Source organism: Streptomyces sp. NPDC050842, from assembly GCF_044456565.1.
Classification (GTDB): Bacteria; Actinomycetota; Actinomycetes; order Streptomycetales; family Streptomycetaceae; genus Streptomyces.
Window position 1 is genome coordinate 304979 of sequence record NZ_JBITGA010000005.1, and the last position, 20038, is coordinate 325016.

Annotated in this window: 20 protein-coding genes; 12 read left to right on the top strand and 8 right to left on the bottom strand. The window is 73.0% G+C overall.

The features are described from left to right. Positions 1 to 13: 13 nt before the first annotated feature. Both ACIBG6_RS18370 and ACIBG6_RS18375 read left to right on the top strand, forming a co-directional pair. Positions 14 to 844, top strand: coding sequence for a hypothetical protein (locus ACIBG6_RS18370; RefSeq protein WP_399223613.1), 831 nt, complete (start codon positions 14 to 16; stop codon positions 842 to 844). Positions 845 to 901: 57 nt separating this feature from the next. Next, positions 902 to 1246 (top strand): rhodanese-like domain-containing protein, encoded by a 345-nt coding sequence (locus ACIBG6_RS18375; RefSeq protein ID WP_399223614.1) that lies wholly within the window; start codon positions 902 to 904, stop codon positions 1244 to 1246. A gap of 31 nt (positions 1247 to 1277) precedes the next feature. Here the strand turns inward: ACIBG6_RS18375 and ACIBG6_RS18380 are convergent, their stop codons facing one another. From ACIBG6_RS18380 to paaA, 6 genes are all read right to left on the bottom strand, one after another. Then, the gene (locus ACIBG6_RS18380) at positions 1278 to 2411 is read right to left on the bottom strand and encodes an acyl-CoA dehydrogenase family protein (RefSeq protein ID WP_399223616.1); all 1134 of its coding nucleotides are present in this window, start codon (positions 2409 to 2411) and stop codon (positions 1278 to 1280) included. Positions 2412 to 2509: 98 nt separating this feature from the next. Next, on the bottom strand, positions 2510 to 3598 hold the full coding sequence (locus ACIBG6_RS18385) for a 2Fe-2S iron-sulfur cluster-binding protein (protein WP_399223617.1): 1089 nt from the start codon (positions 3596 to 3598) through the stop codon (positions 2510 to 2512). Then, entirely contained in the window at positions 3599 to 4099 is a 501-nt protein-coding gene (gene paaD / locus ACIBG6_RS18390) for a 1,2-phenylacetyl-CoA epoxidase subunit PaaD (protein ID WP_399223618.1), read from the bottom strand. It lies immediately after the preceding gene. Then, positions 4093 to 4830, bottom strand: coding sequence for a 1,2-phenylacetyl-CoA epoxidase subunit PaaC (paaC, locus tag ACIBG6_RS18395; protein ID WP_399223619.1), 738 nt, complete (start codon positions 4828 to 4830; stop codon positions 4093 to 4095). Before paaC ends, paaD begins: the two co-directional genes overlap by 7 nt. Next, positions 4827 to 5114 carry a 1,2-phenylacetyl-CoA epoxidase subunit PaaB gene (gene paaB, locus ACIBG6_RS18400; protein WP_399223620.1) on the bottom strand — a complete coding sequence of 96 codons (288 nt, stop codon included), beginning with the start codon at positions 5112 to 5114 and terminating at the stop codon, positions 4827 to 4829. Before paaB ends, paaC begins: the two co-directional genes overlap by 4 nt. Further along, positions 5111 to 6127, bottom strand: a complete 1017-nt coding sequence (gene paaA, locus ACIBG6_RS18405) for a 1,2-phenylacetyl-CoA epoxidase subunit PaaA (protein WP_384137896.1) — start codon at positions 6125 to 6127, stop codon at positions 5111 to 5113. Before paaA ends, paaB begins: the two co-directional genes overlap by 4 nt. Positions 6128 to 6239: 112 nt before the next feature. On the opposite strand from paaA, the gene ACIBG6_RS18410 reads away from it, so the two are divergent. From ACIBG6_RS18410 to ACIBG6_RS18420, 3 genes are read left to right on the top strand one after another with little or no spacing between them, the layout of a single operon-like run. Further along, positions 6240 to 7085, top strand: a complete 846-nt coding sequence (locus tag ACIBG6_RS18410) for a DUF5819 family protein (RefSeq protein WP_399223621.1) — start codon at positions 6240 to 6242, stop codon at positions 7083 to 7085. Beyond that, the gene (locus tag ACIBG6_RS18415) at positions 7082 to 8311 is read left to right on the top strand and encodes an HTTM domain-containing protein (protein WP_399223622.1); all 1230 of its coding nucleotides are present in this window, start codon (positions 7082 to 7084) and stop codon (positions 8309 to 8311) included. Before ACIBG6_RS18410 ends, ACIBG6_RS18415 begins: the two co-directional genes overlap by 4 nt. After that, positions 8308 to 9018 carry a TrmH family RNA methyltransferase gene (locus tag ACIBG6_RS18420; protein ID WP_399223623.1) on the top strand — a complete coding sequence of 237 codons (711 nt, stop codon included), beginning with the start codon at positions 8308 to 8310 and terminating at the stop codon, positions 9016 to 9018. Before ACIBG6_RS18415 ends, ACIBG6_RS18420 begins: the two co-directional genes overlap by 4 nt. Before the next feature lie 116 nt (positions 9019 to 9134). Here ACIBG6_RS18420 and paaN read toward each other — a convergent pair whose 3' ends face one another. Continuing rightward, positions 9135 to 10832, bottom strand: a complete 1698-nt coding sequence (gene paaN, locus ACIBG6_RS18425) for a phenylacetic acid degradation protein PaaN (protein ID WP_329622388.1) — start codon at positions 10830 to 10832, stop codon at positions 9135 to 9137. 124 nt (positions 10833 to 10956) lie between these two features. Here paaN and ACIBG6_RS18430 point away from each other — a divergent pair, with 124 nt between their 5' ends. Together ACIBG6_RS18430 and ACIBG6_RS18435 are read left to right on the top strand one after the other, a co-directional pair. Next, positions 10957 to 12528, top strand: coding sequence for a 3-hydroxyacyl-CoA dehydrogenase (locus tag ACIBG6_RS18430; protein WP_399223624.1), 1572 nt, complete (start codon positions 10957 to 10959; stop codon positions 12526 to 12528). Further along, positions 12525 to 13118 (top strand): TetR/AcrR family transcriptional regulator, encoded by a 594-nt coding sequence (locus ACIBG6_RS18435; RefSeq protein ID WP_399223625.1) that lies wholly within the window; start codon positions 12525 to 12527, stop codon positions 13116 to 13118. The genes ACIBG6_RS18430 and ACIBG6_RS18435 overlap by 4 nt, the downstream gene beginning before the upstream one ends. A gap of 90 nt (positions 13119 to 13208) precedes the next feature. On the opposite strand, the gene ACIBG6_RS18440 is transcribed toward ACIBG6_RS18435, so the two are convergent. Continuing rightward, entirely contained in the window at positions 13209 to 13859 is a 651-nt protein-coding gene (locus ACIBG6_RS18440; RefSeq protein WP_399223626.1) for an Lrp/AsnC family transcriptional regulator, read from the bottom strand. A gap of 177 nt (positions 13860 to 14036) precedes the next feature. Between ACIBG6_RS18440 and pdhA the strand changes: the two genes are divergently transcribed. From pdhA to ACIBG6_RS18465, 5 genes are all read left to right on the top strand, one after another. Then, positions 14037 to 15197, top strand: a complete 1161-nt coding sequence (gene pdhA, locus ACIBG6_RS18445; protein WP_399224010.1) for a pyruvate dehydrogenase (acetyl-transferring) E1 component subunit alpha — start codon at positions 14037 to 14039, stop codon at positions 15195 to 15197. Further along, positions 15197 to 16252: an alpha-ketoacid dehydrogenase subunit beta gene (locus ACIBG6_RS18450; RefSeq protein WP_399223627.1), complete on the top strand. Its 1056-nt coding sequence runs from the start codon at positions 15197 to 15199 to the stop codon at positions 16250 to 16252. The genes pdhA and ACIBG6_RS18450 overlap by 1 nt, the downstream gene beginning before the upstream one ends. Further along, complete coding sequence (locus tag ACIBG6_RS18455; RefSeq protein WP_399223628.1) at positions 16252 to 17673, top strand: dihydrolipoamide acetyltransferase family protein; 1422 nt, start codon at positions 16252 to 16254, stop codon at positions 17671 to 17673. Before ACIBG6_RS18450 ends, ACIBG6_RS18455 begins: the two co-directional genes overlap by 1 nt. An 82-nt stretch (positions 17674 to 17755) precedes the next feature. Then, positions 17756 to 18610 (top strand): NTP transferase domain-containing protein, encoded by an 855-nt coding sequence (locus ACIBG6_RS18460; protein WP_399223629.1) that lies wholly within the window; start codon positions 17756 to 17758, stop codon positions 18608 to 18610. Continuing rightward, positions 18607 to 20019 (top strand): molybdopterin molybdotransferase MoeA, encoded by a 1413-nt coding sequence (locus tag ACIBG6_RS18465; protein WP_399223630.1) that lies wholly within the window; start codon positions 18607 to 18609, stop codon positions 20017 to 20019. The genes ACIBG6_RS18460 and ACIBG6_RS18465 overlap by 4 nt, the downstream gene beginning before the upstream one ends. Positions 20020 to 20038 lie beyond the last annotated feature (19 nt).

The following is a 20038-nucleotide window of genomic DNA, read 5'->3' on the forward strand; positions in this document are numbered from 1 at the left end:
GAGTGAGGCGTCTGTGAGTGGTGGGGCGTCCGCCGGTGGCGCGCGGGGGGCGGAGGCGCCGGCTGCGGACGAGCGGCCCGAGGCTCGGCTGGAGCGGGCCGTGCGGGTCGCCGAGCAGGCGCTGATCGAGTTCGAGATCGCCGTCGAGACCTTCCGGGTCGAGGTGGAGAACTTCTCGCGGCTGCACCACCAGAAGCTCGGCCCCATGTACGCGCGGCTCGACGAGCTCGACGCGCGGATCGCCGAGGCGCGGGCGGCGCGTACCGGGGATCCCGAGGATCTGCGGCGGGCCCAGGAGGCGCGGGCCGCGGTCATGCCCATGCCCGGGGTGGAGGAGCTGTTCCACGACTGGATCGACTCCGACGGCCTCTCCCCCGAGGCGGCGGCGATGCTCAACGAGCGGCCGGTGCAGGCGCCGAAGCGGGTCCGGCCCAGCGAGGAGGCCCGCAGGCTCTACCGCGAGCTGGCCCGCAAGGCCCACCCCGACCTGGCCAGGGAGGACGCCGAGCGGCAGCGCCGCGAGGAGTTCATCACGCGGGTGAACGCCGCCTACGCCCGAGGCGACGAGGCGCAGCTGCGCGAGCTCTCCGACGAATGGGCGGCCGGTCCTGTGCCGGCCGAGGAGCGGCTCAGCGAGAGCGAGGAGCTGTACGCCCGCCTGGAGTGGCTGGCGCAGCGCAAGGACCTGCTGTCCGTGATGGCGCGTGAGCTGGAGGAGTCCGCCATCGGCGCGATGCTGCGGATGGCTCCGGACGACCCGGACCGGCTCCTGGAGGAGGTCGCGGAGCAGTTGCTCGCGCAGGTCTCCGAGCGTGAGACCGAGCTTGCCAAGCTGGTGGAGTAGGTTTTTTCCGTGCGCTCGAACTTCGTCGGGCGGTTCTGACGAGAGAAGGCCAGTCCCATGAATTTCTCCCCGCTGCCCTCGGTGGACGCGGCTGCCGTGCCGGCCGATGCGCTGGTGCTGGACGTCCGGGAGGACAACGAATGGGAAGCCGGGCATGTCGAGGGTGCGCTGCACGTGCCGATGAGCGACTTCGTGGCGCGCTTCGGTGAGGTGACGGAGGCGGTGGCCGAGCACGGTCGTGCCTATGTGATGTGCCGGGTGGGCGGCCGGTCGGCGCAGGTCACGCAGTATCTGGTGCAGCAGGGCTTCGACGCGGTGAACATCGACGGCGGGATGCTCGCCTGGGACGGTGCCGGGCGTCCGATGGTGACGGGAAGCGGGAGCCCGGCTTTCGTCCTCTGAGCTCTTCTGAGCTGAGCTGAGGCCTGGGTCGTCAGGCCAGGAGGTGGGTGGCCAGGAGGTCGCCCAGGGCCTCCTCGTGGGCGCCTGCGGGGCCGAGGGACAGTTCGAGCTGCTTGGCCCAGGCATGGTAGCGGTGCAGGGGGTAGTCGGTGTCGGCGCCGAAGCCCCCGTGCAGGTGCTGGGCGGTCTGCACCACGCGCCGGACGCCCTCGGACGCCCAGATCTTCGCGACGGCGATGTCCCCGGCCGCGGGGAGCGCCCCGTCGGCCCCGGTGGAGACGCGCCAGGCGGCCTGCCAGAGGGTGGCCTCCATGGCGCGCAGGTCGATGTAGCGGTCGGCGGTCTGGACGGCGACGGCCTGGAACGTGGCCACGGGGTGGCCGAACTGTTCGCGTTTGCCGGTGTACTGGCTCGTCATGGTGAGGACGGCCTCGCCGAGTCCGAGGGCGAGTGCGCAGGTGCCGGTGGTGAGGAGCTCACTCAGCCGCGCGCAGGCGCCTTCGGCGTCGATGACCTCGGTGCTGTCGAGGCGTACGGCGTCGAGGTGGAGTTCGGCGAGGAGTTCACCGCTGGTGGAGTACTGCTCGGCGAGAGTGACGCCTTCGTGGGTGCGGGGGATCAGGGCGAGGACGGTGCGGTCCTCGGGGGTGTGCGCGGGGACCGCGATGAGGTCGGCGCCGTGTGCCCAGGGGACGGTGCTCTGGAGTCCGTCGAGGATCCAGGTGGTGCCGTCGCGGCGGGCGGTGACGGCGCGGTCGGCCGGGTCGTGGCCGGTGCGTCCGTGGGAGGCGGCGGTGAGGACGAGGTCACCGCGGCCGACTCGGGGGAGGAGCGCGGCGGCCGTCGACGGGTCCGCGTACCGGGCGATGGTCATCGCCACGGCGCCCGTTTCCAGCAGGGGTACGCGGGCGAGGACGCGGGCGGATTCGCGCAGCACGAGGCAGAACGCGACGGGGTCGAGTCCGGCGCCGCCGTGCTCGGGGGGCAGGACGAGACCGAGCAGGTCGGCGGCGGCGAGGCGGGACCAGAGTGATCGGTCGAGGTCCTCGGAGACGGCGCCCGGGGTGAGGGCCGGGCTCGGTACCGCGTCGGGCGTGACGCTCGCGAAGACCGCCTTGGCCGCCTCGACCGCTGCCTGTTGCTCTTCGGTGAAGGTGAAGTCCACTGTCCTGCCCTCCCGTTGCCGCTCCTGCTCTCTCTGCCCTGACGAGCCGTCAAGATAGAACAGGTTCTAGCGGAAGGGAATGGCGGTGCCGGGACTCGTCAGCGGTCGAAGTCCAACTCCACGTCCGGGGTGACGGGATGGGACTGGCAGGCCAGGACGTAGCCGGCCTCGGTCTCCTCGGGTTCCAGCGCGAAGTTGCGGTCCATCCGCACCTCTCCGCCGACGAGGAAGGCGCGGCAGGTGCCGCACACGCCGCCCTTGCAGGCGTACGGGGCGTCCGCGCGGGAGCGCAGCACGGTGTCGAGGAGGCTCTCGCCCCGGTCGACCGGCCAGGTGCCGGAGCGGCCGTGCAGGGTCGCGGTCAGGGTCGCGTGTGCGGGGGTGTCGGCCGCGGCGACCGGCGCGGGTGCCGAGCCGTCGTCGACGTGGAAGATCTCCTGGTGGATCCTGCCCCGGTCCACTCCGAGGCCGCGCAGCGCCTGCTCGGCGCCCTGGACGAGCCCGAAGGGGCCGCAGAGGAACCAGCCGGCGATCTCGTCGACCGGCAGGAGCGCGGGCAGCAGGGTGTCCAGCCGCTCGCGGTCGAGGCGGCCGGAGGGCAGTCCCGCCTGCTGTTCCTCACGGGAGAGCACGGTGACCAGCTGGAAGCGGTCCGGGTAGCGGTCCTTGAGGTCGGCCACCTCGTCGAGGAACATCGTGGAGGCGGCGGTGCGGTCGCTCCGGATCAGGCAGAACCTGGCCGCGGGCTCCCGGGCGAGCAGCGTGGCCGCCATGGACAGGACCGGGGTGATGCCGCTGCCGCCGACGACGGCGGCGAAGTGGCCGGGGCGCGGGGTGAGCGCGAATCGGCCCATGGGTTCCATGACCTCGACGAGGTCGCCGATGGTCAGTTCCTTGAGCGCGTACGTCGAGAACGCGCCGCCGTCGACGAGCCGGATGCCCACGCGCAGGACGGGGGGCTCGCCCGCGGGGGCGGCGGGGGCGCAGATCGAGTACGTGCGCCGGATCTCCTCGCCCTGTTCGCCCGTGCGGCGCAGGGCGAGGTGCTGTCCGGGGAGGTGCCGGTACGTCTCGTGGAGCTCGGGCGGTACCGCGAAGGTGACGGCCACGGAGTCGTCCGTGAGCCGCTCGACGTCGCTCACCCTGAGCGGATGGAACCCGGCCCGTCCGGCGGCTGAGGGCAGCATCTACAGCTCCTTGAAGTGGTCGAACGGTTCGCGGCACGCGGTGCAGCGGCGGAGGGCCTTGCACGCGGTGGAGGAGAAGCGGCTGAGGAGTTCGGTGTCGGTGGAGCCGCAGTTCGGGCAGCGGATCGCCAGGGTGAGGGGCACGGGGCCGCCGCCGGCCGGGCCCTGGGGGCGGGGCGGGGCGATGCCGAACTCGGCGAGCTTGCGCCGCCCTTCCTCGCTGATGTCGTCGGTGGACCAGGCGGGGGCGAGGACCGTGACGACGGAGACGTCGGGCACGCCGTGCTCGTGGAGGGCGCGCTCGATGTCCGAGGACATCGCCTCGATCGCGGGACAGCCCGTGTACGTCGGGGTGAGGGAGACCTCGACGCTGCCCGGGCCGGTGACGTGGACGCCCCGCATGACGCCGAGTTCCTCCAGGGTGAGGACGGGCATCTCGGGGTCGAGAACGGCGCCGGCGATCCGGCTGAGCTCCTCCTCCAGGGCCGTCATGGTCACCATGTCGCCCCCGGGTGGCTGCGGTGCAGATGCTGCATCTCGGCAAGCATCCGTCCGAAGGACTCGGTGTGGAGGCCCTGGCGGCCCGCGCCCGCGGCCCAGGCTCCGGTGCGGGGGCCGGCGGGCACGGTGAGCGTGGCCTTGTCGAGGACGGCCGTGACGGAGTCCAGCCAGGCGCTCTCCATGGCCGTGCGGTCCAGGTCGAGGCCGTCGACGGGCTGGAACAGTTCGCCGGTGTACCGCCAGAGGGCGTCGCAGGCCTGCTGCATCCGGTCGTGGCTCTCGGGGGTGCCGTCGCCCAGGCGCAGGGTCCAGTGCTCGGCGTGGTCCTGGTGGTAGGCGACCTCCTTGACGGCCTTGGCCGCCAGGCCGGCGAAGGGGCCGTCGCCGGCCGCCAGCTGTCCGTACAGGAGGCGCTGGTAGGTGGAGAAGTACAGCTGCCGGGCGATGGTGTGGGCGAAGTCGCCGTTGGGCTGTTCCACCAGCTGTGCGTTCCGGAAGGAGCGCTCCTCGCGGAGGTAGGCCAGTTCGTCCTCGTCGCCGACGAGGGAGAGCAGGACGCGGGCCTGGCCGAGGAGGTCGAGCGCGATGTTCGCGAGGGCGACGTCCTCTTCCAGGACGGGGGCGGAACCGGCCCACTCCCCCAGGCGGTGGGAGAGGACGAGGGCGTCGTCGCCGAGGGCGAGGGCGGCGGTGGTGATCGCTGCGGCCTCGCGGGTGTCGGGGGCGCTCACAGGTGCTTCACCCCCTCCGGGATCTCGTAGAACGTCGGGTGGCGGTAGGGCTTGTCCGCGGCCGGCTCGAAGAAGGGGTCCTTCTCGTCGGGCGAGGAGGCGGTGATCGCCGCGGAGGGCACGACCCAGATCGAGACGCCTTCGCTCCTGCGGGTGTACAGGTCGCGGGCATTGCGCAGGGCCATCTCCGCGTCGGGCGCGTGGAGACTGCCCGCGTGGGTGTGGGACAGTCCGCGGCGGGAGCGCACGAACACCTCCCACAGCGGCCAACCGTCGCTCGTCATCCCTGTGCCTCCCCGTGCTTTCCGGTGTGCTTCTCCGCGTAGGCCGCGGCTGCTTCTCTGACCCAGGCGCCGTCCTCGTGTGCCTGGCGCCGCTTGCTCAGCCGCTGGTCGTTGCAGGGGCCGTTCCCCTTGAGGACGTCCCAGAACTCGGTCCAGTCGATGGGGCCGAAGTCGTAGTGCCCGCGCTCCTCGTTCCACCGGAGGTCGGGGTCGGGGAGGGTGAGGCCGAGTGCCTCGGCCTGCGGGACGGCGATGTCGACGAAGCGCTGGCGCAGTTCGTCGTTGGTGTGGCGCTTGATCTTCCAGGCCATCGCCTGGGCGGTGTGGGTCGACTCGTCGTCCGGCGGGCCGAACATCATCAGCGAGGGCCACCACCAGCGGTCCACCGCGTCCTGCGCCATGGCGTGCTGGGCCTCGGTGCCGTTCGACAGCGCGAGAAGGGCTTCGTACCCCTGGCGCTGGTGGAACGACTCCTCCTTGCAGACCCGGACCATCGCGCGGGCGTACGGGCCGTAGGAGCAGCGGCACAGGGGGACCTGGTTGGTGATCGCGGCCCCGTCCACGAGCCAGCCGATCGCGCCGACGTCGGCCCAGGTCAGCGTCGGGTAGTTGAAGATCGAGGAGTACTTCTGGCGGCCGGAGTGGAGCTTGTCGAGCAGCTCGTCGCGGCTGGTGCCGAGAGTCTCCGCGGCGCTGTACAGGTACAGGCCGTGGCCGGCCTCGTCCTGGACCTTGGCCATGAGGATCGCCTTGCGGCGCAGCGAGGGCGCGCGGGTGATCCAGTTCGCCTCGGGCTGCATGCCGATGATCTCTGAGTGGGCGTGCTGCGCGATCTGCCGGACGAGTGAGGCGCGGTAGGCCTCGGGCATCCAGTCGCGTGGCTCGATCCGCTCGTCGGCGGCCACTGCGGCGTCGAAAACGGCTTCGTAGGCGGCCTGTGTCGCCGCTACGGCCGCGTCCGACACGCCGGGCGCGCCCGTGGTTCCTGTCGTCCCTGCCGTCACTGCGGTCATCGGACCCCCTACCGACCGATCGTTCGGTTCAATGACTTCAATGGTGAGTCGGTGGCCCGTATGGTGTCAACCCTGTGGATAACCGAGGTGGGCCGATCGGGATCGGGGCGGGATGGACGCGGACGTCGAAAGGGACATCGACGCGGACGTCGAAACGGACGCTGACGCGGTGACGAACGGCTCGCCCGCGGAGGGTCCGGCCGGTACCGCCGCGGGTCCGGGCGGTACCGCCGCGGGTCCGGCCGGTACCGCGACGACGCCGGCCGGCAGCGGGATCATGGCCTTGTCGCTGCCCTACCAGGTCGTCGCCGCCGTGGCGCTCGCCGTGGCCGGAGTCTTCGTCTGCGTCCACCTGGCGATGGTGTTCCTGCACGTCGCACCGTCCAACACGCTCACCAAGCGGCACGGCCAGGCGGTCGCCGACTGGGTCTTCCCCGAGTTCGAACAGAACTGGAAGCTCTTCGCGCCCAACCCCCTCCAGCAGAACGTCTCCGTCGAGGTCCGCGCCGAGGTCGTCACCACCGGCGACGGCCGCCGCACCACCGGCTGGATCGACCTCACCGCCCAGGACGCCGCGGCGATCCGCCACAACCCGCTGCCCAGCCACACGCAGCAGAACGAGCTCCGCAGGGCCGTGGACTTCTACCTGAACACGCACTCCGCCGACGACAGCCCCATCGGGCTGCGCGGTCACCTCTCGGAGGAGTACATGCGTCGGATCGCGGTGCTCCGGCTCGACGGCCACGCCTCCGTCGCAGGGGCCGACGTGCGGCGCGTCCAGCTGCGCGCCGTCACCCGGCCCGTACCCGCGCCCCGGTGGAGCACGGAGAAGCACGACGTCACCTCCTCCTACCGCGACTTCCCGTGGTGGCAGGTGACCGACGCCGACCGGCCGGACGGCGCCTCACGGAGCCACACGGACGCCGTCGGCCCGAGCCGTGGGGAGGCGGGCCGATGAGCGGTCCCACCGCCACGCGCGCGCGGACGCGTGAGCCCTTCGACCGGCGGATCGCCCGCGCCGTCCAGGCCGTCACGGGCCGCGCGCTCGGCCCGCACCAGACCGCGATCGTGCGGATCGGCTTCTCGCTGACCTGGCTCGTCTTCCTGCTGCGCGAGCTGCCGCACCGGCACGAGATGTACGGGCCCGACGGCCCGTGGTCCTGGGAGCTGGCGAGCCGGCTGATCGCCGACAACCGGTCCTTCTCCGTGCTGATGTGGTCGGACGGGCGGCTCTGGTTCGAGCTCGTCTACGGGCTCGCGGTGCTCTCCGCCGCCCTGCTCCTCGTCGGCTGGCACACCCGGGCCGTGTCGGTGGTCTTCATGGTCGGGGTCCTCTCGCTGCAGAACCGCTCCGTCTTCCTCGGCGACGGCGGCGACAACGTCCTCCACCTCGCCGCGATCTACCTCGTCCTGACCCGCTGCGGCCAGGTGTGGTCCCTCGACGCCAGGAGGGCCGCCCGCGGGGCCGCCCGCGGGGTCCGTGAGGACGTCGTCGGTCCGCTGCTGTGGATCGTGCTCGGCGGCTTCCTGCTCGCCGCCACCTGGTTCAGCGACGTCACCGGAGAGTGGTGGCTGCCGGTGCTGCTGTGGGTGCTGTGGCTCGGGCACGGGCTGTGGTGGCTGGTCTGCCGGCTCGCTCCCGGGGAACCGCGCACCCTGCTCGACGTCCTCGCCAACCTCACGCACAACGCCGCCCTCGTCGTGATCATGGCCGAGGTCTGTCTGATCTACGCCACGGCCGGCTGGTACAAGATCCAGGGCTCGCGCTGGCAGGACGGCACCGCCCTCTACTACCCGCTCCACCTGGACTACTTCTCGCCCTGGCCCGCGCTCTCCGAGCTGCTCGCCTCCAGCGGGATCATGGTGATGCTGCTGACCTACGGCACGGTGATCGTGCAGGTCGCCTTCCCGTTCACGCTCTTCCACCGCAAGGTGAAGAACGTCCTGCTGGTCGCGATGATGCTGGAGCACGCCGGGATCGCCCTGCTCCTCGGGCTGCCGGTCTTCTCCCTCGCGATGATCTCCGCCGATGCGGTGTTCCTGCCGACGGCCTTCCTGGTGGCCCTCGGCGCACGGGCGGCGCGGGGCAGGGACCGGCTGCTCGGGCTCCGGCGGTCCGCCGGAGCGCTGCCCGAGCAGCGCCGTACGGGTGAGGAGCAGGGCCCCCGTACCCTCGTCGGGTGAGCACCACCGAAGAGAATCCCCGAGCCGAGGCGGCGGAAGCGGCAGAAGCAGCGGCAGAGGCGGCCGAGCCGGTCCAGTACGACGAGGGGTTCGGCCCCGAGATCGGCGTCGGGCCGCACGCGGAGCCGTGGCCGGAGGGCGAGCGGTACGACCCCGAGCTGCTCGCCGGCGGCGACCGGCGCAATGTCGTGGACGACTACCGGTACTGGACGCGGGAGGCGATCGTCGCCGACCTCGACACCCGGCGTCACGACTTCCACGTGGCCGTGGAGAACTGGGGCCACGACTTCAACATCGGCTCGGTCGTACGGACCGCCAACGCCTTCCTCGCGAAGGAGGTCCACATCGTGGGCCGACGGCGCTGGAACCGGCGGGGCGCCATGGTCACCGACCGCTACCAGCACGTCCGCCACCACCCGGACACCGAGTCGCTGACCGCGTGGGCGGCGGCCGAGGGCCTGCCGATCATCGGGATCGACAACCTCCCGGGCGCGGTGCCGCTGGAGCGGACCGTGCTGCCGCGCCGCTGTGTGCTGCTCTTCGGGCAGGAGGGCCCGGGGCTCACGGACGAGGCACGCGCCCGTGTCGAGATGGTCTGCTCGATCGCCCAGTTCGGCTCGACCCGGTCGATCAACGCCGGAGCGGCCGCCGCGATCGCCATGCACGCGTGGGTGCAGCGGTACGCGGAGATCGACATCTCTGTCTGATCCGCTCGCCTGATCTGCGGACCTGTATCCGCTCGCCCGATCCGTTCTCCTGACCGGCCGCAGAGGCCGCAGAGGCCGCGGAGGCCCCGGAGGGCCCCCGCGGTACCGGTCCGGGGTCAGGCCTGGCGGCGGACCTCCACCACCCGGAAGCGGTTCGAGACGAAGGCGCCGTCGCACAGCGCCGCGTTCGCCGCGGGGTTGCCGCCGGAGCCGTGGAAGTCGGAGAACGCCGCCGTCTGGTTGACGTACACCCCGCCCGTGAGGTTCAGCGAGAGCTGCGCCGACTCCTCCAGGCAGACCTCCTCGACCGCGCGCTCGGTCTCGGCCGAGGTCGTGTACGCGCCGACCGTCATCGCGCCCTTCTCGCGGACCGTGCGCCGCAGCAGCTCCAGGGCGTCGGCGGTGGAGTCCACCGAGACGGCGAAGGAGACCGGGCCGAAGCACTCGGAGAAGTACGCGGCCTGGGCGTCCGGCTTGGAGCCGTCCAGCTTCACGATGACCGGGGTACGGACCACGGCGTCCGGGAAGTCGGGGTTGACGACCTCACGGGACGCGAGCGCCACCTCGCCGAGGCCCGCGGCCGCCTCCAGACGCGCCTTCACGTCCGGGTTGACCAGTGCGCCGAGCAGACCGTTCGCCCGGGCGTCGTCGCCGAGCAGGCCGCCGACCGCCGCCGCGAGGTCGGCGACGACCTCGTCGTACGCCTTGGGACCCTGGTCGGTGGTGATGCCGTCGCGCGGGATCAGCAGGTTCTGCGGGGTCGTGCACATCTGGCCGCTGTACAGCGACAGCGAGAACGCCAGGTTGGCCAGCATGCCCTTGTAGTCGTCGGTCGAGTCGACCACGACCGTGTTGACCCCGGCCTTCTCCGTGTAGACCTGCGCCTGGCGGGCGTTGGCCTCCAGCCAGTCGCCGAAGGCGGTCGAGCCGGTGTAGTCGATGATCCGGACCTCGGGCCGCACGGCCAGGGTCTTGGCGATGCCCTCGCCCGGGCGCTCGACGGCGAGCGCGACCAGGTTCGGGTCGAAGCCGGACTCGGCGAGCACCTCGCGGGCGACGCTGACGGTGAGCGCGAGCGGCAGGACGGCGCGCGGGTGCGGCTTGACCAGGACCGGGTTGCCGGTGGCCAGCGACGCGAACAGGCCCGGGTAGCCGTTCCACGTGGGGAAGGTGTTGCAGCCGATCACCAGGGCGATGCCGCGGCCGACCGGGGTGAACTCCTTGGACAGCTCCAGCGGGTCGCGCTTGCCCTGGGGCTTGGACCAGCCGGACCGCCCGGCGGGGGTGCGGGTCTGCTCCTCGTACGCGTACGCCACGGCCTCGAGGCCGCGGTCCTGGGCGTGCGGGCCGCCGGCCTGGAACGCCATCATGAACGCCTGCCCGCTGGTGTGCATGACGGCGTGGGCGAACTCGTGGGTGCGGGCCGAGATCCGGGACAGGATCTCCAGGCAGACGAGGGCGCGGGTCTCCGCCCCGGCGTCGCGCCAGGCGGCCGTGCCCGCGCGCATCGCGGGCAGCAGGACGTCGATGTCGGCGTGCGGGTACTCGATGCCGAGCTCCGGGCCGTACGGCGAGACCTCGCCGCCGGTCCAGCCGTCCGTGCCGGGCTGGTCGAGCTCGAAGCGGGTGTTCAGCAGGGCCTTGTGGGCGGCGAGACCGGCCGCGGCGTCGAGCGAGCCGTCCTCCCCGTAGGCCTTCGGGTGCTCGGGGTACGGCGACCAGTAGGCGCGCGTGCGGATCGTGGCGAGTGCCTGATCGAGCGTGGACCGGTGCTTCTCGGCCAGACGGTCGGTGGTCGGCAGAGCGGTGGCCATGGTTGGACCAACTCCTCGTCGAGCTGGGCAGGGAGACACGTACGGAGTTAGAGTAACCGAACGATCGGTCGGGACAAGGGGGTCCGCCGATCCTGTGGAAAACCCATCGGGGAGGATCACTCCTATGAGCGCCAACGTGACCGTCAGGGGGAGCGACGACGTGACCGCCAGTGAGCCGACCGCCCTCGCACAGGACCGCACCGTCGCCGTCGTCGGCACCGGCACCATGGGCCAGGGGATCGCCCAGGTCGCGCTGGTCGCCGGCCATCCCGTACGGCTCTACGACAGCGCCCCCGGCCGGGCCGGGGAGGCCGTGGCCGCCCTCACCGCCCGCCTGGACCGGCTCGTGGAGAAGGGCCGCCTGGACGCCGCCGCGCGCGAGGCGGCCGTCGGACGGCTGCACGCGGCGGCGGACCTCGAAGAGCTCGCGGACGCGGCGCTCGTCGTCGAGGCGATCGTCGAGCACCTCCCCGTCAAGCAGCAGCTCTTCGCCGACCTGGAGAAGGTCGTCGGCGACGACACCGTCCTCGCCACGAACACCTCCTCCCTCTCCGTCACCGCGATCGCGGGAGGGCTGCGCCTGCCCGGCCGGTTCGTCGGACTCCACTTCTTCAACCCGGCGCCCCTGCTCCCGCTCGTCGAGGTCGTCAGCGGCTTCGCCACCGACGCGGACGTCGCCACGCGCGCGTACGAGACGATGAAGGGCTGGGGCAAGACGCCGGTGCGCTGCGCGGACACCCCCGGCTTCATCGTGAACCGGGTCGCGCGCCCCTTCTACGCGGAGGCCCTGCGGGTCTACGAGGAGGGCGCGGCCGACCCCGCCACCATCGACGCCGCCCTGCGCGAGTGCGGCGGCTTCCGCATGGGGCCCTTCGAGCTCACGGACCTCATCGGGCAGGACGTGAACGAGGCCGTCACCCGCTCGGTCTGGGAGTCCTTCTACCAGGACCCGAAGTTCACGCCGTCGCTCGCGCAGCGGCGGCTCGTGGAGTCGGGGCGGCTCGGCCGCAAGTCGGGGCAGGGCTGGTTCTCGTACGAGGAGGGCGCCGAGCGGCCCGAGCCGCACAACGCGCCGCCCGCCGAGGCACCCGCGAGGATCGTCGTCCGCGGCGACCTGGGGCCCGCCGAGCCGCTGGCGGACCTCTTCGAGGAGGCGGGGATCAAGGTGCGGCGCAAGGGCGGCGACGGGTTCATCGTGCTGCCGGGCGGCGGTCAGCTCGTCCTCGCGGACGGTGAGACCGCCTTCGAGTACTTCGGCGACGAGATCATCTACTTCGATCTCGCGCTCGACTACGCGCGCGCGACCCGGATCGTGCTCTCCACCGGGGAGCGGACCTCGCCCGAGGTCCTCGCGGAGGCCGTGGGCCTCTTCCAGGCGCTCGGCAAGCAGGTGTCGGTGATCGGTGACGTGCCCGGCATGATCGTCGCCCGTACGGTCGCGATGCTGGCCGATCTGGCGGCCGACGCGGTCGACCGGGGCGTCGCCACCGCCGAGGACGTGGACACGGCGATGCGGCTCGGGGTCAACTACCCCGCCGGCCCCTTGGAGTGGGCCGAGAAGGTGGGGCACATGCGTGTGTGCGACCTGCTGTCGGAGATGAACAAGCGCTACCCGACGGGGCGGTACGCGCCGTGCCTGGCCACCGCCCGCAAGGGAAGCGCCGATGCGGCCCGGATAGGAAAGGAAGGCCGATGACGACGGCGAAGCGCGACACGTACACCCCGGAGACGCTGCTCTCGGTCGCCGTACGGGTCTTCAACGAGCGCGGCTACGACGGCACCTCCATGGAGCACCTGTCCAAGGCGGCGGGGATCTCCAAGTCGTCGATCTACCACCACGTGTCCGGCAAGGAGGAGCTGCTGCGGCGCGCGGTCAGCCGGGCGCTCGACGGGCTCTTCTCGGTGCTCGACGAGCCGGGAGCGGTACGCGGCCGGGCCGTCGAGAGGGTCGAGTACGTCACGCGCCGGACCGTGGAGGTGCTGATCGCGGAGCTGCCGTACGTGACGCTGCTGCTGCGGGTGCGGGGCAACACCGCGACCGAGCGGTGGGCGATGGAGCGGCGGCGCGAGTTCGACCATCGGGTGGCCGACCTGCTGAAGGCCGCGGCGGCGGAGGGTGATCTGCGGGCGGACGTGGACATCCGGCTGGCGACCCGGCTGCTCTTCGGCATGATCAACTCGCTGGTGGAGTGGTACCGGCCGCATCCGGACGCGGTGGCGGAGCGGGAGCAGCTTGCCGAGACCGTCGCGCATCTGGCGTTCGACGGGCTGCGGACCGCTCGCTGAGCGAGCGTGGACGGCTTGTGGACGGCCCGCTGAGCGAGCGTGGACGGATTGTGGACGGCCCCTACGGGGGCCGTCCTGCTTTTCGGGTGGTCAGAGGCGGTGGTCGGTGTTGAGGTCGGTCTCCTCGAAGACCAGCAGGGTGCGGGTCGACAGCACCTCGGGGATCGACTGGAGCCGGGTGAGCACCAGCTCGCGCAGTGTCCGGTTGTCCGGGGTGTGCACGAGCAGCAGCACATCGAAATCGCCGCTGACCAGCGCGATGTGCGTGGCGCCCGGCAGCGCCCTGAGCTGCTCGCGGACCGTCCGCCAGGAGTTCTGGACGATCTTGAGCGTGATGTAGGCGGAGGCGCCGTGCCCCGCCCGTTCGTGGTTGACGCGGGCGCTGAAGCCGCGGATCACGCCGTCGTCGATGAGCCGATTGATCCGGGCGTAGGCGTTGGCCCGGGACACGTGCACCCGCTCGGCCACGGAGCGTACCGAGGCGCGGCCGTCCGTTTGCAGCAACCTCAGGATGTCGCGGTCGATCGCGTCCAGCGGGCGTGGCGGCGGGGCGCCCGTCGGTGTGCCGATCGGCGCGCTCAGGGCCTCTTCGGGGACCTCGCCCTCGGTCCCGCCGAGCGGCCTGTCGAGTGCCTCGCCCAATGTCCCGCCTCGTGCCGCGTCCGGTGTTCCGCCCAGTGTCCTGCTTGTGGCGTCGGCCGGAGCCCCGCTCCGGTCGACGGCCATTTGTTCTTCCGCCATGTCCCCCCGCCTCTCTCCGGTGGACGACCTGCTCCTATCCCAGGCTGTGGAGAACCGTTTGTCCACAGGCTGAAGGTGCCTGTAGCCAAAATGCCTCCACGACCGAACAATCGGTAGGTGAGGCGCGCCACACTCGCGCCACCCGCCTTCGGGTCTTATGCCCGCTCCCACGAGGAGGTGGACTCGTTGCAACAGCGCAGTTCGACAGTCCAAGAGCCGCCCGGTGCCGTTCCCGCCTACCGGCCCACCCCGCCGCCGGCGTGGCAGCCGCGTACCGATCCCGCCCCGCTGCTGCCCGACGCCGAGCCGCTGCGCGTGCTCGGCACGGACGCCGTGGCCGACGCCGACCCCGCGCTGCTGCTCCGGCTGTACGCGGAGCTGATCCGCGGCCGCCGGTACAACACGCAGGCCACCGCTCTCACCAAGCAGGGCCGGCTCGCCGTGTACCCGTCCACCACCGGCCAGGAGGCGTGCGAGGTCGCCGCCGCCCTGGCCCTGGAGGAGCGGGACTGGCTCTTTCCCTCGTACCGCGACACCCTCGCGGCGGTCGCCCGCGGCCTTGACCCCGTGCAGGCGCTGACGCTGCTGCGCGGCGACTGGCACACCGGGTACGACCCGCGCGAGCACCGCATCGCGCCGCTCTCCACCCCACTGGCCACCCAGCTCCCGCACGCGGTGGGCCTCGCCCACGCCGCCCGCCTCAAGGGCGACGACGTGGTCGCCCTCGCCATGGTCGGCGACGGCGGCACCAGCGAGGGCGACTTCCACGAGGCGCTGAACTTCGCGGCCGTCTGGAAGGCCCCCGTGGTCTTCTTCGTGCAGAACAACGGCTTCGCGATCTCCGTGCCGCTGGCCAAGCAGACCGCCGCCCCCTCCCTGGCCCACAAGGCCGTCGGATACGGGATGCCGGGCCGGCTCGTCGACGGCAACGACGCGGTGGCCGTCCACCAGGTGCTGACCGAGGCCGTGGCACGCGCGCGGCGCGGCGGCGGCCCCACCCTCGTCGAGGCGATCACCTACCGGATCGACGCGCACACCAACGCCGACGACGCCACCCGCTACCGCGCCGCGGGCGAGGTCGAGACCTGGCGTGCGCACGACCCGATCCTGATCCTCGAACGGGAACTGACGGAGCGTGGTCTGCTCGACGAGGACGGCAGGCGCGCGGCGGCGGAGGCCGCCGAGACGATGGCGGCGGAACTGCGCGAACGGATGAACGCCGACCCGGTGCTCGACCCGATGGAGCTCTTCTCCCACGTGTACGCCGAGCAGACGACGCAGCTGCGCGAACAGGCGGCGCAGCTGCGCGCCGAGCTCGAAGCCGAGGGTGAGGCGTGATGACGACCGCGACGACCGGCCCCGCGGCGGCCAAGGCGGCCAAGGCCGCCGGTGCCGCCGGGAAGCCCAAGCCCGCGACGATGGCGCAGGCGCTCCAGCGCGCCATGCGCGACGCGATGGCCGAGGACCCGACCGTCCACGTGATGGGCGAGGACGTCGGCACGCTCGGCGGTGTCTTCCGGGTCACCGACGGGCTCGCCAAGGAGTTCGGCGAGGACCGCTGCACCGACACCCCGCTGGCCGAGGCGGGCATCCTCGGCGCGGCCGTCGGCATGGCCATGTACGGCCTGCGGCCGGTCGTGGAGATGCAGTTCGACGCCTTCGCCTACCCGGCGTTCGAGCAGCTGCTCTCGCACGTGGCGAAGATGCGCAACCGCACCCGCGGCGCGATGCCGATGCCGATCGTCATCCGTGTCCCGTACGGCGGCGGGATCGGCGGGGTCGAGCACCACAGCGACTCCTCCGAGGCCTACTACATGGCCACCCCCGGACTGCACGTCGTCACCCCTGCGACCGTCGAGGACGCCTACGGGCTGCTGCGCGCGGCCATCGCCTCCGACGACCCGGTGGTCTTCCTGGAGCCCAAGCGGCTCTACTGGTCGAAGTCCGACTGGTCGCCCGAGGCGCCCGCGCCCGTCGAGCCGATCGGCAAGGCGGTCGTACGGCGGCGGGGCACCGGCGCCACCCTGATCACCTACGGCCCGTCGGTTCCGGTCTGCCTGGAGGCGGCGGAGGCCGCCCAGGCCGAGGGCTGGGACCTGGAGGTCGTCGATCTGCGCTCGCTCGTGCCGTTCGACGACGAGACCGTCTGCGCGTCGGTACGGCGCACGGGCCGGGCGGTCGTGGTCCACGAGTCGACCGGTTTCGCCGGCCCCGGCGCGGAGATCGCCGCGCGCGTCATGGAGCGCTGCTTCCACCACCTGGAGGCGCCGGTGCTGCGGGTCGCGGGCTTCGACATCCCGTACCCGCCGCCGATGCTGGAGCGGCACCATCTGCCCGGCGTGGACCGGGTCCTGGACGCGGTGGCACGGCTGCAGTGGGAGGCGCAGAGCTGATGGCCCAGGTGCTCGAATTCAAGCTGCCCGACCTCGGCGAGGGTCTCACCGAGGCCGAGATCGTCCGCTGGCTCGTCGCCGTCGGCGACGTCGTCGCCATCGACCAGCCGGTCGTCGAGGTCGAGACGGCCAAGGCCATGGTCGAGGTGCCCTGCCCGTACGGCGGCGTCGTCACCGCCCGGTACGGCGAGGAGGGCACCGAACTGCCCGTCGGCGCGCCGCTCCTGACGGTCGCGGTGGGCGGCACGGGTGCGCCGGAGGAGCTCGCGGAGGCCGCTCCGGAAGCGGCCCCCACGGCGGGCGGGTCCGCCGCCGAGTCCGCCGTCTCCTCGGAGTACTCGGGCAACGTGCTCGTGGGCTACGGCACGGCGGGCCCCGCCGCCCGGCGCCGACGCGTGCGGCACGCGAGCCCGACGGCCGCCCAGGCTCCGGCCGCCCCCGCCCCCGCCCCCGCCCCCGCCCCCGCCCCCGCACCCGCGGCCGTCGTGGCAGCGGCTCCGGCGTCCGCCGGGCCCGCGGGCCCGGTGCCGGTCATCTCGCCGCTCGTACGGAAGCTGGCCCGGGACCGGGGACTCGACCTGCGGGAGGTCCGCGGATCGGGGCCCGAGGGGCTGATCCTGCGGGCGGACGTGGAGCTGGCGCTCGCGGCCCTGGACCGGCCGGCCGTCGCCCCGGCACCCGCTCTCGCACCCGCTCGTGCCTCCGTGTCCGCTCCGGCGGGTGCCGCGGCGGCCGGTGAGCGGATTCCGCTGCGCGGGCTCCGCGGTGTGGTGGCGGACAAGCTGTCGCGTAGCCGTACGGAGATCCCGGACGCGACCTGCTGGGTCGACGCCGACGCGACCGAGCTCATGGCGGCCCGGCGCGCGATGAACACGGCGGGCGGGCCGAAGATCTCGCTGCTCGCGCTCCTCGCCCGGATCTGCGCCCACGCCCTGGCCCGGTTCCCCGAGCTCAACTCCACGGTGGACACGACCGCCCGGGAGATCGTCCGGCTGCCGGCCGTGCACCTCGGCTTCGCCGCCCAGACCCCGCGCGGTCTGGTCGTCCCGGTGGTCAGGGACGCGGGGACGCGGACGGCCGAGTCGCTCACGGCGGAGTTCGCCCGGCTCACGGAGTCCGCCCGGCAGGGCACGCTCACGCCGGCCGATCTGACGGGCGGCACGTTCACCCTGAACAACTACGGGGTGTTCGGGGTCGACGGCTCCACGCCGATCATCAACCACCCCGAGGCCGCGATGCTCGGCGTCGGCCGGATCATCCCCAAGCCCTGGGTCCACCAGGGCGAACTGGCCGTCCGTCAGGTGGTGCAGCTCTCGCTCACCTTCGACCACCGCGTCTGCGACGGCGGCACGGCGGGCGGCTTCCTGCGGTACGTGGCGGACTGCGTCGAACAGCCCGCGGTCCTGCTCCGCACGGTCTGACACCCCGTCCGTCCGGCCCGTCCCGTCTCTTGTGGTGGGACGGGCCGGACGTCCGCGGTGCCCGGCGGCCCATACTGCTGGGGTGACCACCGCATACGACGCCGTCGTGCTCGCCGGGGGCGCCGCCAGGCGCCTCGGCGGCTCCGACAAGCCCGGGCTACGGGTAGGGGGCCGGACGCTCCTCGACAGGGTGCTCGCGGCCTGCCCCGACGCCGGCCGGACCGTGGTCGTCGGGGACCCCCGCCCGACCGCCCGCCCCGTCCGCTGGACCAGGGAGGAGCCGCCAGGCGGCGGCCCGATGCCCGCCATCGCCGCCGGCGTGGGCGAGACGGAGGCCGAGGTCCTCCTCGTCTTCTCCGCCGACCTGCCCTTCCTCGGCCAGGACACCGTCCGGCGCCTCCTGGACGGGCTCGCCGGGGCACCCGACGCGGACGCCGCCGTCCTCACCGACGAAGACGGCCGGGACCAGCCGCTCGTCGCCGCGTACCGGACGGCTCCGCTGGTCCGCGAGCTGACCCGGCTCACTCACGACCTCCGTGGACTGGCCCACGCACCGGTGCGGTACCTCACGGACGGGCTGCGCCTCACCCGGGTCGCCGCCGGTCCGCTCGCCTCCTTCGACTGCGACACCTGGGAGGACATCGCCACGGCCCGGGCCCGCGTCAGGGAGCATGGGACCGTGCTGGACGAATGGATCACCGCAGTCAAGGACGAACTGGGCATCGAGCTGGACGTCGACACCGGCGTGCTGCTCGACCTGGCCCGTGACGCCGCCCATGGAGTGGCCCGCCCCGCCGCGCCCCTGACCACCTTCCTGGTCGGCTACGCGGCGGCGAGCGCGGCTGCCGGGGGCGGCCCCGAGGCGGTCGCCGAGGCGGCCCGCAAGGCGGCGGAGCTCGCCAAGCGCTGGGCCGCCGAACAGGACGAGGCCGGATGACCCTCAAGGAGTCCGCCCTCGTGGCCCCCGACACCGCTCCCCGCCCACCGGCGCCCGAGGAGCCGCACCGCGCCACCCCCTGGCCCGCGGCGCGGACAGCCGCCGCCGAAGCCGGCGCCGCGGCCCGCGCCGTACAGATCGGTCAGGCGGCTCAAGCTGCTCAGGCCGGTCAGGCCGCTCAAGCCGGTCTGGCGGGCCAGGCCGGGCACGGTGTGCGGGAGCCGCTGGCTGTTCCGCTCGGCGCGGCGCTCGGCCGGGTCCTCGCCGGGCCGCTCCTGGCCCTCACCGACCTGCCCTCCTTCGACACCTCCGCCATGGACGGCTGGGCGGTCGCGGGGACGGGCCCTTGGACGGTCCGTGAGGAGGGTGCCGTCCTCGCGGGCCACGCCCCCGCGGCCGTACTGGCCGACGGCGAGGCCGTACGGATCGCCACCGGAGCCCGCGTCCCGGCCGGGACGACCGCGGTCATCCGCGGCGAGCACTCCCGCACCGAGCAGAGCGGTATGACGCCCGGCTCGCTCCTGCACACCCTGCACGCCCTGCGCGAGGTGCGGCCCCGGCAGGACATCCGCCCCCGGGGCCAGGAGTGCCGCGCCGGAGACCGGCTGCTCCCCGCGGGCTCCGTCGTGACCCCCGCCGTCCTCGGTCTCGCCGCGGCCGCCGGCTACGACACGCTGCCCGTCCTCCCCCGCCCCCGGGTGGAGATCCTGGTCCTCGGCGACGAGCTGCTCACGGCGGGACTCCCCCACGAGGGGCTCATCCGTGACGCCCTCGGCCCGATGCTCGGACCCTGGCTGGAGGCCCTCGGCGCCGAGGTCCTCGCCACCCGCCGGATCGGCGACGACGCCGAGGAGCTGTACGCCGCCGTCACCGGCTCCACCGCCGACCTGCTGCTCACCACCGGCGGGACCGCCGCCGGGCCCGTCGACCATCTGCACCGCGTGCTCGACGCGGCGGGCGCCACCCTCCTCGTCGACGGCGTGAAGGTACGGCCCGGCCATCCGATGCTGCTCGCCCGGCTCGCGGGCGCGGACCCCCGCCATCTCGTCGGGCTCCCCGGCAACCCGCTCGCGGCCGTCTCCGGGCTCCTCACGCTCGCCGAGCCGCTGCTCGCCGCCCTCGCCGGACACTCCCGGGCGTCGTACGGCGCCCCCGGTGGGGCCGCTGTCCAGGACGAGGTCCAGGGGCACCCCCACGACACCCGGCTCGTCCCGGTCGTCCGCCGCGCCGACCGGGCCGTCCCGCTGCACTACAACGGACCGGCCATGCTCCGTGGCATCGCCGCGGCCGACGGCCTGGCGGTCGTCCCACCCGGTGGTGCCCGATCGGGGCAGCACCTGGAGATCCTCGGCCTTCCCTGGCCGACACCGGCGGGGGACGCCCCGGCCGAAGGAGTGTGTTTCACGTGAAACTTCCCAGCCGTGACGT